9 protein-coding genes are annotated in these 13,055 nt (G+C 43.3%); 4 read left to right on the forward strand and 5 right to left on the reverse strand.

The genetic code is table 11. The features are described from left to right. Positions 1 to 25: 25 nt before the first annotated feature. The 5 genes from KIH41_RS02845 to KIH41_RS02865 all read right to left on the reverse strand — a co-directional run bounded on the left by KIH41_RS02845 (position 26) and on the right by KIH41_RS02865 (position 7,835). Entirely contained in the window at positions 26 to 2,110 is a 2,085-nt protein-coding gene (locus KIH41_RS02845; protein ID WP_214161446.1) for a M28 family peptidase, read from the reverse strand. A 46-nt stretch (positions 2,111 to 2,156) separates the two neighbouring features. Next, positions 2,157 to 3,335, reverse strand: a complete 1,179-nt coding sequence (locus KIH41_RS02850) for a C40 family peptidase (RefSeq protein WP_214161447.1) — start codon at positions 3,333 to 3,335, stop codon at positions 2,157 to 2,159. Positions 3,336 to 3,419: 84 nt separating this feature from the next. Further along, positions 3,420 to 4,730, reverse strand: a complete 1,311-nt coding sequence (locus tag KIH41_RS02855) for an amidohydrolase family protein (RefSeq protein WP_214161448.1) — start codon at positions 4,728 to 4,730, stop codon at positions 3,420 to 3,422. A 33-nt stretch (positions 4,731 to 4,763) separates the two neighbouring features. Further along, positions 4,764 to 6,143 (reverse strand): amidohydrolase family protein, encoded by a 1,380-nt coding sequence (locus tag KIH41_RS02860; protein WP_214161449.1) that lies wholly within the window; start codon positions 6,141 to 6,143, stop codon positions 4,764 to 4,766. 9 nt (positions 6,144 to 6,152) lie between these two features. After that, positions 6,153 to 7,835 carry an amidohydrolase family protein gene (locus KIH41_RS02865; protein ID WP_214161450.1) on the reverse strand — a complete coding sequence of 561 codons (1,683 nt, stop codon included), beginning with the start codon at positions 7,833 to 7,835 and terminating at the stop codon, positions 6,153 to 6,155. 226 nt (positions 7,836 to 8,061) lie between these two features. Between KIH41_RS02865 and KIH41_RS02870 the strand changes: the two genes are divergently transcribed. The 4 genes from KIH41_RS02870 to KIH41_RS02885 are packed head-to-tail and all read left to right on the forward strand — an operon-like array spanning position 8,062 to position 13,050. Further along, complete coding sequence (locus KIH41_RS02870) at positions 8,062 to 8,424, forward strand: response regulator transcription factor (RefSeq protein WP_213945473.1); 363 nt, start codon at positions 8,062 to 8,064, stop codon at positions 8,422 to 8,424. 42 nt (positions 8,425 to 8,466) lie between these two features. Continuing rightward, positions 8,467 to 10,347, forward strand: coding sequence for a HEAT repeat domain-containing protein (locus tag KIH41_RS02875; protein WP_214161451.1), 1,881 nt, complete (start codon positions 8,467 to 8,469; stop codon positions 10,345 to 10,347). Next, a complete protein-coding gene (locus KIH41_RS02880) occupies positions 10,344 to 11,792 on the forward strand; it encodes a glycosyltransferase family 2 protein (protein WP_213945471.1) in 1,449 nt (482 codons plus the stop codon). The genes KIH41_RS02875 and KIH41_RS02880 overlap by 4 nt, the downstream gene beginning before the upstream one ends. Before the next feature lie 7 nt (positions 11,793 to 11,799). Then, complete coding sequence (locus KIH41_RS02885; protein WP_214161452.1) at positions 11,800 to 13,050, forward strand: YaiO family outer membrane beta-barrel protein; 1,251 nt, start codon at positions 11,800 to 11,802, stop codon at positions 13,048 to 13,050. Positions 13,051 to 13,055 lie beyond the last annotated feature (5 nt).

A 13,055-nucleotide genomic window follows, 5' to 3' on the forward strand; every position in this document is an offset into this window, starting at 1 on the left:
GCCGGAGCTTATCCGGCCATTTTCATTATAAAATATTATTTAGCTCTTCAATTTTGGCATTTAGATCAGAAATGGCAGCTGAGTACCGCTCATCCCACTCTGCCAACCGCTCAGTTTCCTTTTGTTCGATTTCATACATTATGCCCGGCAGCATCCAGGAAGCATAACCGCTGAATGGATCTGTAGATGCATAAAGTGACCTATACCAAGAGCCAAAATACATGCCTTTTGGATCGATAAAGCTCTTTTCCAAGCCTAAAAGTTTGGTGTTAAGATCATCTTTTACTTCCGGGGAAAGGTCGCCGCTTTCCATTTTACTTTTCAAGGCAGCTTCATATTTTTGACCCAGGTCCAGCAGTTTCTCAAGTGCCATCTGGGTTTTTGTGAAACCTGCAAAGTCCGATTTATACCCTTTCACTTGGTTTTCGGCATTCTCAAAATGTAGCTTTAAATCCTTGCCGTACCTTGCCACATCATACGGGATTACTTCAGCATTGGCCAGCCTCAAGGAAATCAACCCTATCAATTGCTCAACTGCTGCCCCCATTTTGAATGTAGGGTCCACGAATTTTTCATAGAAATGAAAAGTGTCGTAATTGGTGTGGTAAAGTGTAGGGCCACCGGTGCCACCATTTAGAGAAGGCACCCCAACATGCATATAGAAAGCAATGTGATCCGATCCACCACCTAAATTACCAATTGAAGGCTCCTCCTTGTCACCAGCCCAAATTTCGAATACGGTTTTGGCTGAATCAGGGAAAGTGATTTCCTTCGAAGACTCGATGATGAGTTTTTTTAGGGTAGGGGAAGAGGCTGCTCCAAAGTTTCTACCAGAGACAGCCGCATCCAAATTGATATAAGCAACCGCTTTGGCTTCCAATTCCTCTTTCATCTGTTCCACCCATTCCGTAGAACCAATTACCCCATGTTCCTCTGCATCCCAATGGCCGATTAAAATGGATCTTTTAGGCTTGTTTTCCATTTGCCCCAGGGTTTCTGAAAGACTCAAAAGCATGGCAGTTCCACTGTTTGGATCTGTGGCTCCATGACCCCAAGCATCATAGTGGCAGCCCAGAATAATCCATTCGTCAGGTCTTTCTGACCCTTTTAAAGTCCCTACTACGTTGTGGACACGAACAAAATCTCGGGGTTGGTCCACTTTAACTCTCACTTTCAGGTTTTCGCCGCCTTCCAGTCTATAAGTATATGGTAGTCCTCCCTGCCAGGAAGGAGGTACAGGCTTGCCTTTCATGTGCTCTAGAATTTCCCTTGCCGAACCATAAGGTATTGGGGTCACAGGGATTTTGTGCAGGTTGGTTTCTTCCGGATCCAAGCGTTTGACATCCGTGTCACCATCCAGCGGCAATGCCGGATCAAATGGTGTCAAGGGGTCCCCGGTGAAGTCTTCCGTAAGAAGTGATCCTCTTTGAATGGCGCTTTCGTTATAAAATAGCCCCTCTGGGTAAACCAGCCCCCTGGTGAAGCCGCTATCCTTTGGGTCTGTGAATATCAATAATCCGGCAGCACCATATTCTTGGGCAAATTTGGCTTTGTATCCACGGAAATTGCCCCCATACCGGGCCAATACAATCTTGCCTTCGATATCAATTCCCATTTCTTTTAGCAGCTCAAAATCTGCTTTGGTACCGTAATTTGCGTAAACTACTTCGGCGGTGACATCTCCCGAACCCGAATAGGCATTCCAACCTTTGAGAAGATTTGGATCAGCCGAAAAGGGGTCCTCCTCCAAAATATACTCTTGCTGGTTCAATGGTTTCCGGATGGGCAAAACCAATTCCACCACTGATTCACCCGGATTCTTGGACATATAGACATCGTAAGGATATACTTCCACGTCCCATCCAGCTTTTTGCATGGTTTCCATCATGTAATCTTTAACCCTTTCATTTGCGGGGCTACCGGCCACATGAGGCTCTTTGGTCAAGGTCTTGAGGTGTTGCTTGAAACTATTAAAATCAACAGTTTTCAAGAACTCTGCTTCCACTTTTTTCTGGTCATTTACCTGGCTTTGGTAAAATCCATCATAATCTTGGGCGTGAAGGGTACCGGTTACTGACAGTAGGAGGCAATTGATTAAAAGTTTTTTCATATATGTTAATCAATAAGTTAAGTGTGTTGGGTTAAAGTGATTTATTTTATTGTATGAATTTTTCTACCGCGAGGATATTCTGGCTCTCTTTACCCAAAACTCTTTTTGTTCTCAGATATCTGTTTAATTCATATTCATCGTAATGCTCACTTTCTGGGTCAAAGGAACTGATTCTTACTCGGCCTCTTGAGTGAATAAATTCATTGTTTCCGATCCACATACCCACATGAATCACACGCTCGGGGGTGGTGTCAGTAGCAGGCTTGCCAAAGAAAAGCAGGTCGCCCACTTGAAGGTTTTCCCAGTCCTTTTCTCGGTCTACTTCTTCTCCTTCATGGATTTGTTGGCTGGCATCGCGTGGGATTACCTGGCCGTTGAGGAAAAAGATGGTTTTGGTAAAACCACTGCAATCCACGCCTTTGATGGAAGTGCCTCCCCACAGGTAAGGAACCCCCATCATGTTTTTGGCTGTGGAAATTAGGTTTTCATGGCTCGTCTCACGGCTTGCTAGCCAAGTGTGTAGTGGCTCAGACATGGACTTGTCCACGAAGCCTATTCTTCCATCAGGGAGCTTTACTTCATAGGCATTTCCTCTTTCCTGTAGCAGCTCCAACACATTCCCCGCTGTCAAATCAGAGACCATGCTTGCTCGGGATTCATCCGAAAACACATAACCCACCAGAGAGGTGAAGACAATTTTTGAAGCCTCGTTCCAGTTTTCCATTTCCTTTTGGGTCATTATCTCAATTCCGGCAGCATCAACCCAAGAAATGTACTGATCAGGGGTCTGGATGAGGTACCAGCCATCTTCTTTTTTCAAAACGTTGACAGGCGTTCCCATAGTAGCCTGTGTGGCCAACTCCGCACTATGCTTAGGGGCGCTTCGGATATTGGCAACGGAAATGGTCACCAAGCCGAAGTTTTTATCACCTTCCATATTGGGTAGGATTTCAACTTGGTCAAGGTAATTTATCCCTCGTTCATCCAATCTGTGTTTTAGATCCTCTAGTGCTTGGGGCAAATTAGTTTCACCAACTAATATCCCGTCTTCATAAGACACGTCAAAAAGGGCCACCCGCTTATCAGGGGCATATTCTTTCCTTGTTTCTGCAATAATTTCTTCCGGATTTTCCTGCTGGCTTTCACCACAGGAGGAAAAGGTTAAAGTTAAAGCGAAGTAGGTTAAAATTGGAATGAGTTGTATTTTATTCAATTTGAAATGCATATTCTTGTTTTGATATATTAGAGAATATTGTGGGCTATCCATTAAAAAAGCCCTTGGACTCACATCCAAGGGCTTAATTTACTATTATTTTGAATGCTTTTCCAAACCAGGATCTCTTTCCAAGAATTCTTGGTAAAGCTGGATGTGTCGATTGCTCATCGGCACTCTATAGCCCTCAATAAATACATGCTTGATTTGGGTTTTGGTTTCAAAAGGATCACCGTCCGAAACAAAAAGCGTAGCGGATTTGCCTTCCTCAATTGACCCCAAATTGTCCTCGACACCAAAAATCTCAGCAGGGACGATGGTTACAGCCTTCAAAGCCTCCTCTTTGCCCATTCCGTAGGCTGCTGCAAAGCCGGCATTGAATGGAAGGTTTCTCACATTTTCAGTATCATTGGTCCTGATGGCGACCTTTACCCCAGCTTTGAGCATTTTGCCCGGGTTGGTGTAGGAAACGTCAAATCTGTCTGAACCTCTTGTAGGAATAGAAAGCATAGGTCCTGTGATTACCGGATAACCTGCCTCAGCAATTTTATCGGCAACTCTCCAGCCTTCAGCCACACCCGTTAATATTACGTTTACATCTTCCTTATCTTCCAACCACTTCAAGGCCTCCAAAATATCGTTGGCCGCATTTACTTCAATCAATAGGGGAAGCTCGCCGGTTACAGCTTTAGCCAAGTGCTCCATTTCAGGATAGTACTCCAAGTCACCTTCCGCAGCGTTAATTTCGCTGTACATGGTAGCTCTTTGCCATACTTCATTGATATTTTTAAGAGCCTTTTCGGCATCTTTTTTAATATCCTCATCGCTTCTTCTGTCCCAAGTGCTTCTTCTAGCTGAAGAAGGATAGTTCATCACGATCCCCTTGAAACCAGCATACATTTGGTCAGGCGTATAGCCATTCAGGTTGATGAGTGCAGCTGTACCGGAAAAGATGCCGCCACCTGGCACTGCTAGGGTGGTGGTGACCCCACTTACTCTAGTGACTGGTATGGCTACAGCATTTGGGTTGATGGTAGTCAAAGCCTGCATATTTGGCGTTACGGAGCCCAGTTCGGTATGGTCAACTGTTTCTTGTACGGAGTTTATTTCTACCATTCCGAGCTTTGTCCCTGAATCAAACATGCCTGGATATATATAGTGTCCTGTACAGTCGATTTCCTCGGCATCGGATGCTGAAAGGCCTGTGCCGATTCCCTGGATTTTTCCGTTTTCAATAAGGAGGCTGGCATTCTCCATGGTACCGTTGGTGACAGTGACGATGGTTGCGTTGGTCAGCAGAAATTTACCTGACCTTGGCTTGATCACTTCCCCGTCGATCTGGGCACTTGCCAAAAATGGCAGGAGGCAGAAAAGGAAGCTTGCTATGATTAAATTAATTTTTCTCATGTTGAAGATAATTATTTTAAAGTCAGATGATTATTAATGGTTGTGAAAGTTGAACAAATGCTCAGCTTCTGTGAAAAGGAAATCCAGATCATGCATGCATTTGTGATCGTGTTCCTTCAGGAAGATTGGCTCTACCAATTCGGTAGGGTTCACCTTCAACCTTTGGTCATCTTTATCCTCATTTATATCAAAATACTTGACACCGTCCACAAAGGTCATTTGTGGAATGGCATAAACTGAAAGCGGGTGGTTGTCAAATATAACCAAATCCCCTTGTTTGCCTTCTTCAATTGAGCCGACCATGTCCCCAATTCCAAGCTGCTTGGCAGGGTTGATAGTGATCAAGGCCAGGGCCTCGTCATCGGTTAGTCCGCCATATCTTTGGGTTTTGGCAGCTTCATGGTAGAGGTGACGGATCAATTCCCCACTGTCAGAGTTGATGGAAGTCAGCACACCATTTTGATTCAAGATTGCAGCGTTGAAAGCCGTGGAGTAATATACCTCAAACTTGTAGGCCCACCAGTCGGCAAATACAGAGGCTCCCATGGTGTATTCAGCTAATTCAGGCGCTACTTTGAAGCCTTCGTTTACGTGCGAGAAAACTATGTTTTTGATCCCAAATTCTTTACAAACCTGAATCAACATGTAAATTTCATCTGCACGGTAGGAGTGGCAGTGGATTATAATATCTCCATCTAATATATCAACTAAGGTCTGTAGTCTTGAATCATACTTTGGAGCGATGGCTTTGCTGTTACGCTGCTTGCTGGCTTGCTCGTAATCTGCCCATCTTTTTTTATACTGTAGTGCTTCGTTGAACCCATTTCTGATCACCGCTTCCACGCCCATTCTGGTTCTAGGCTGAATGTTGTTGCCACGTCCGTGAACCCGGGTTGGGTTTTCACCTAAAGCAAACTTAATAGTTCTAGGAGCCTCTTTCATGAAAAGATCCTCAGGATCATGCGTGCCAAATCTGTGCTTTAAGGTCACATTTTGGCCGCCAATGGCATTGGCCGATCCGTGCATGGCGTGTGAAATGGTCGTTCCTCCGGCCAAGGCTCTGTAGATTCCCACATCATAGGGATCCACCACATCACCCATCCAAACCTCTGAAGTAATCGGACTGGTGGCCTCATTGACCACGTCCAAGGCAATATGAGAGTGGGCATCAATTATTCCGGGCATCACATATTTGCCGGAGGCATCCACTGTGGTCACGTTGTTTCCGGCAGAAAGGCCCTGACCAATTCTTCGGATCACGCCGTTTTCTACCAAAATGTCTGTATCTTCCAAGGTACCGTTGGTTACTGTGAGTACCGTGGCGTTTTTGATTAAAACCGACCCTTTGTCTGTCTGCGCATTCACAGTATTCCAGCACATGAGGGCAGCTATTGCATATATAATCTTTTTCATCAGTATCAATTATTTTGTCTCAGGTTGTTTGGTGGCTCTCATGGGGAAGCTTCCAAAATCAGCTACCACAAGGTTTCCGTCAAATTCATTTCCTGAAATGTCCCCAGAAACATTAAATGTAATATTGTTACCCCCTGCGTCAATGTTAAATTCAAAGCGAAGGCTGCTGCCATCCACTGAGATGTTTTTCAACTCCGAGGTGATCTGTCCGCTACCGGCAGGATTGTCCAAGGTGATTTCTCCTCTGTAGTCCTCACCGTCTTTTCTGAATACCAAAAGACCCTGGGAATCACCCTGCGGAGATTGGGCGCTATATTCCCATCTTCCTTCAAGGTCTGCCGGTTCGCCATTACCATTGGATTTCTTCTTTTCGGTAGTTTCGTAATCGAACATGTGCCCATCGGCAAAGACATGTTTAATTTGGCTATCTTCTTTGAAAATACTGTCGGTAGCAATGACCATATTAGCCAGTTTTCCTTTTTCAAGGGTACCGGCATAATTGTCAATGCCAAGGATTTTAGCAGCATTGATGGTCAGCGCCGCAAGTGCAGCTTCCTCAGAAAGGCCATTTTCAATCATGAGCCTGATGTTTTTTCTGACATCCCCAACTTTGGCACCTTGAGAGGTGAACCCAAACGGAATTCCTGCTTCGTGAAACTTGGCGGCTTCGGCCAATCTTGCCTGGTAGGCTTCCTTAATTCTTTCAATCCTTGCTTTTCGCTCATCGTCGCTTTCGCTATCTTCCATTTTGGAGGACTTATCTTCCGGCAAATCCAAAGTCAAAAGGACTGCGGCTTGGCTGTCTTTGATCTGCGGAATTATTGGGTAGGCGCCTGATACGCCGTTTAGGATCAATTTAAAGCCCAACTCTTCCTGCAGTCGGATGGCTCTTCTGGTGGTCAAGTCATCTTCCACTGCAAAAACAATCGGTGTGGAGCCATCGTGGGAGCCGTAGAAAGCTTCCAAAGTCTTATTTTTCTCTGGTCTTCTGATGCCAGGGTTGCTGGCAAAAAGGTTAGCATGTTGGCTGGTGTATTCCGAATTTTTATAAAGATCTCTGAACTTAGCCATCACCCCAAGGATTGTAGCTGGGTACATGCCTCTGGAGCCTTTAAAAGTAGCTACCAGGGCTGCATTTTCTTTATAGATATTGCTTGATGATTTGTGGCCATACACCACGATTGCAGTTTTTCCCGGGAGCATTCCTCCTTCAGGAATCAATTGGCCCATGGTAAAACCAGCTTTTCTCCAATCGTTGATTTGGTTGCTGTTGGCATCAAAATAATCCAGCACATTTCTGTAGGGGGTGATTCCGGCAACTTCATCAGGGGGGGAGGAGGCGTTGAAATTGGAAGGTTTTTCCACGTCTTTTGGTCGGGAAACTCCAGCGCTGGAGCCGCCGTCAATAAATCCCGGATAAACATACAGGGAATCCCCAGCAATGCGGTGTGCATTTGAGGGTATGGACACATTGGGTCCGATGGCATCTATGAGGCCATTTTTGATAATTATGGTGGTGTTTTGCTGGGATTGCCCAGGTGAGGTGAAAACCGTCGCGTTGGTAATGGCAAAGGTACCTGTAACCCTTTTCTCACCGCTGGCATCGCTTTGTGCCTTGACCGGTGAAACCTGGAGAAACCCTACCAAAACCAACAAGCCTAGGATAAGGCGCAGTTTGTAAATGTTACTCATGTTGATTGGTTAGTTGTTGTTTATATTCCGTAAACTACTAAAAGTATTCAGGAATCTGGGAGAGATTTTGTGCCAACTGCCGAGGATTTTGAGGAACGGCAAAATAAGGCCTATATAAATCAGTGGATTGAGGTACTATTTTAAAGTTTAAAAAATGTCTCATTTTTTTTTAATTGTATTTTATTTATTCGAGAATTGCATATATTTACTCCCAGAAAACGCCAATATGAAGAACATTTTACTGATTGAAGACGATGCGCTGATTTCAACTATGGTAAGGTTCCGACTAAAGAAAGACGGGTACAATATCACAGTGGCTGAGGACGGGGATGCGGGGATAGAAGCCATACATAAATGTTCTCCTGACCTAATTATTACCGATGTGATGATGCCTTTCAAAAACGGCATTGATATCATCAACTACGCACAAAAACACAAGCCAGATTGTCCAATTATCGTGTTGAGTTCCTTGGGAGAGGAAGAAAATACAGTATTGGAAGCCTTTAATCTGGGGGCCTCAGATTTTGTTCCCAAACCCTTTAACCCTAACGAATTAGCTATTAGGGTCAAAAGATTAATTAATAATTGATGTAATCAGTTGAGCAAGCTTTCTTTTCTTCAATCAACTTATATGGCATATAAGGTTGAAATTGTGTCTTTCGCTTTTAGCGTTTTAGTGTGTGCGATCCCTAAGGTGTCTTATTCCCAAGGCCAAGATTCCGATCCAGAAAATACCTTAGACTTTCTAGAAATGGGGGAGTCCCTTAAAGGCTTGACCTACAAAGTCCAGGTGGGAAGTTTTTCTGCACCCAGATTCCATGATGTTTTTGAGCTGGAGGAAAACGAGGAGGGTTATCTGTGGACTTTCGGTGAATTTGAGTCATTGCCAGAGGCCTCTGAGAAAAGGGATTCCCTTTCAGATTATTTTCCTGATGCCTGGGTTAGCTTTTACCTCAATGAAGAAAAAGCGACCTATAAAGAGATAGATTCGGCGGTGCAATCTCACCTTGCCCAATCCAAATTGGCCTTAAAAGAAGGCCTAGAGTGGATTGAGAGCGCGGGTTATTTGCCTGAATTAAGGTATAAAGTGCAAGTGGGAAGTCACAGGAGACCCGTTTCTGTACTTGGATTTTCTTCAGAGGAATATGAAGGCAAGCATTTACTGCTATTTGGCGAATTTGTGGATTATCATGAAGCCTTGGAGGCAAGGGATAGCTTGACCAAAATTGGATTTCCGGATTCTTGGGTTTCATTTTATCTGAGTGGGGATAGGGCTGATTTGGTTGCAGTTAATGATTATATCAAAGGGAATTTTGTGCAAACTGAAATTCCGGAAGTACAAGTAGCTGAAAGTTCAGACGAGAGCATAATTCAGGCGCTGGATAATAAGTTATCAGCAGATACAGAAAAATCCTTTCTCAAAAAGCTTTTGTATTTTGAGGCAGAAAGAAAAATCTATAGCATTGCTTTATACTTTATAATTATATTTTTCGGAACCACTATTTCCTTGATCATGGTGCTGATTTCGCACCGCAGGTCCGTGGAAATGGCGAAGGCCCGCAAGAAGGTTTACCAGAGAAAAATAGATGATTTCTTATCCAGTTTGCTGCTTGAGGATGACTTGACTGACGAACTCTTGGACAAGAAGCTACAAAAATTTAAAACCAAGATCCCATTTGACCGCAATTGGTGCAAGGAGCTATTGATCAAAAACATCGTAGACTTAAAGAAAAACTTCAAAGGGGAGATGGCGGATATGTTTATCACTATTTACTTGAAACTGGAGTTGTTGAGCTATACGGAGCGGCTGATAAATGATTCCAGCTGGTATGTGAAAACAAAGGGGATCTTCCATTTTCAGGAACTTGGATATGCTGAGGGATTGCCTTTGATCAAGCCATACACCGATAGTTCCAATGACTTCCTCCGAAACGTGGCAATCATAGCCTATATCAGTTTGGATGAAAAAGATCCCTTGGCGATTTTCAACAATTATAATGGCCAAATCGACAAAATCGATGAATTGAAGATTTTGGATACCATCAAAAAGAGTAAGATAAAGGTGCCGAAAAACATCATACTTTGGTTAAAATCCGATAATGAGTCTTTGGTTTCCCTGACCTTGAAGATGGTTACTTATTTTAACCATGCGGAAGCAGGGCCTACAGTGATTGAACTTCTTGATCACCACTCTTCAAAAATCAGAAAAGAGGCTATAGGGGCCTGTGGAAAGCTATTTCTAGTGACAGCAGAGGAGAAGTTACTTGAAAAATTCGTATCGGAGACTGAAGACAATCAAATTGAAATATTAAGGACTTTAAGAACTATAGGGTCTTATTTGACTAACTTTTTCCTGGAAAAACTGCTGGAACAGAACCATAGCAGAGAAGTGAAAATAGAAACGATGATCACACTGAAAGAGCTGGGAAGTGAAGTCTATGAGCAGAATTTTGATGACAAGTCCGAGCTAGGTTTAATTAAATTGCATGTTGAAAATCCCTACATCAAATGATACAGCATCTATTTTCAGATTTTCTAAGGGGGTATGAGGTCTTTATAGGCTTTTACGCTCTTAGCTATATAGTCTTTTATTTCGCCCTATCTGTGTTGTCTTTTGTCGCCATTAAAATTTACAGTAACAGAAAGCACAACATCAAAGACGATATCCTTATCAAATCAAACCACGTGTTAGGTGTGTCGGTAGTGGCGCCTGCCTATAACGAGGGGGCCAATATTGTATTCAACGTGCAGTCACTCCTTTCGCTTAATTACCCTAAATTTGAGGTAATCATCATCAATGATGGGAGTACGGATGATACCCTAGATAAGCTGATTAAGGAATTTGAGCTGGTAAAGGTTGATTTCTTTTATGAAAGTAAGATCCACACCCAGCCTGTAAAAGGGCATTATAAATCAACCAACCCAGTTTATAGCAAACTTTTGGTGGTTGATAAAGAAAACGGGAAGAGCAAGGCAGATGCCTCAAATGCGGGGATCAATTCGGCTCAATACCCACTTTTCTTGTGTACTGACGTGGATTGCATCCTTAGAAAGGATACCATCGTCAAACTGGCCAAGCCTTTCATGGAGAACAGAAGGCGTGTTATCGCCACTGGGGCTGCCATCCGTGCCAGCAATTCCTGTGAGGTGAGGGAAGGATTTTTGGACAAAATCCACTATCCCAAAAACTGGCTAGCCAGATTTCAGGAGTTGGAATATATCAGAGCATTCCTTTTGGGAAGAATGGCTTGGAGCAAGATCAACAGCTTGCTACTCGTGTCAGGTGGATTAGGCCTTTTCGACAAGGAGATAGCCATTAAGGCTGGTGGTTATTGGCACAAGTCGCTTGGAGAGGATATGGAGCTCATCACCCGTATGCGAAAGCACATGTATAGCATCAAGGAGGACTTTATCATCCAATATATTCCTGAATCCCTTTGTTTCACAGAAGTACCTGCAACGATCAAGGTTTTGGTACGTCAAAGGTCAAGATGGGGCAGGGGGCTAATCCAAACGCTTTATTTACATAAGGATGTTTTCTTCAACAAGAAATTCGGAAGGATGGGATTTTTGATTTTCCCGCACTTTCTGTTGTTTGAATTTCTTGTGCCCATATTGGAGGCCATTGGTATAATAACCCTTTTGGTGAGCTTCTTAATATTCAATACTGATTATGAGCACCTGTTATTGTTGTCGACATTTGTCTATTTCTTTTATTTGACTGTAACTTTGTTTTCAATCCTTTGGGATGAAATCCTGTACAACCACTATGCAAATGTTCGGGAGGTGGCAATCTTAATCGCCATGGCCTTTATCGAGCCATTTGTCTATCACCCAATCAATATTTTTGCCACTCTAAAAGGATATTATCATTTCTTTAGGGCTAAAGAGCAGAAGTGGGGCGACATGGAAAGACAGGGATTTGTGAAAGTTGAAAAAGTGGCTACTGCAGCCTAATTCATTTATGAAAAGAGTATTATTCGTTTTGATTGCCTTTTTGGGCACGCTTGGGGCTGAAGCTCAGACCCAGAAATTGAATACAGACAGTCTTTTATACAAATCCCTTGAGGATTTTCAAAAAGGCTCCTATGATTTGGTGATTAAGCAGTCACATAAAGCGATAGCCGTGGCGCCGGATTATCTGGATTTCCATTTACTCTTGGGTAGATCCTACTTGATGAAAGACAATTATGACAGCGCCAGATATTATTTGAGCCACGTAGTTGAAAAAAATGAAGCATACATAGAGGCTTTTCAGTTTCTAATTGATACGGAACTTAGGTCTGGGAATTATGATCAAGCAGGAGGGGTAGCAGAAAAGGCGATAGATATCCATCCTGGTGAAAAAATCTTCTACAGGAAGAAAATTGCCTCATTACAGCTTCAGGAAAGGGAGAAGGAAGAAAAAGCATTTCTTGCCAGCTCTTTGGAGAAATTCCCAAATGACCCGGACTTTCGTCAGCGACTTTATTTTCTGGAGACAAAGAACAAGACAGACCGGGTAGGAGTCAATTATAGTATAACTACATTTGACCGTGAAAATGTTGGCCCTTGGCATCTGGTGGGTGCTCAATATGTTCGCGAAAGGGACTGGGGTAGCTTGATTGGAAGAGTGAATTATGCCGATAGAATGTCTGCAGGTGAAAGCATTACTACAGGTTACCAGTTTGAATTGGAGTCTTATGTGTTCATGGGAAAAAATGGCTACAGCCATATCTCTGGAGCGTATAGCAATAGCATTGTGTTTCCGTCTGTTCGCGCGGCGTATTCCTATTATCACAATTTCAGAAATGGCTGGGAAACAGAAGTTGGTGCCAGGTATGTGGAAATGGCAGGCAGAAACTTCAGGTCTGGCATCGTAGGCGTTGGAAAATATTTTGGGTCTTTCTGGCTTAATGGCAGAACATTTATCCAAAATGAAGGGACACAATTCTTCCCCGCTTTCCAGCTAACTTCTAGGTATTATTTTGACAGTAGATTTGACTACCTGAATTTTATTGTAGGCTATGGTACATCCCCTGATGAAAGGGCTACTTTAAACCAGTTTGAGTCCAGAGTTGCCATGGATAGCTATAGGACTGGGATAGGGTATTTCAGGTTATGGAATGACCGGATAATTACCGGAACACAGTTTACTTTCAACTATCAGGAACTGATGCCGGGGCTTCAGCAAAATGAATATGAGGTGTTCTTAATGGTACATTATAAATTTTAAATGTC

It is taken from the genome of Litoribacter ruber (assembly GCF_018500185.1).
In the GTDB taxonomy this organism is placed as follows: domain Bacteria; phylum Bacteroidota; class Bacteroidia; order Cytophagales; family Cyclobacteriaceae; genus Litoribacter; species Litoribacter ruber.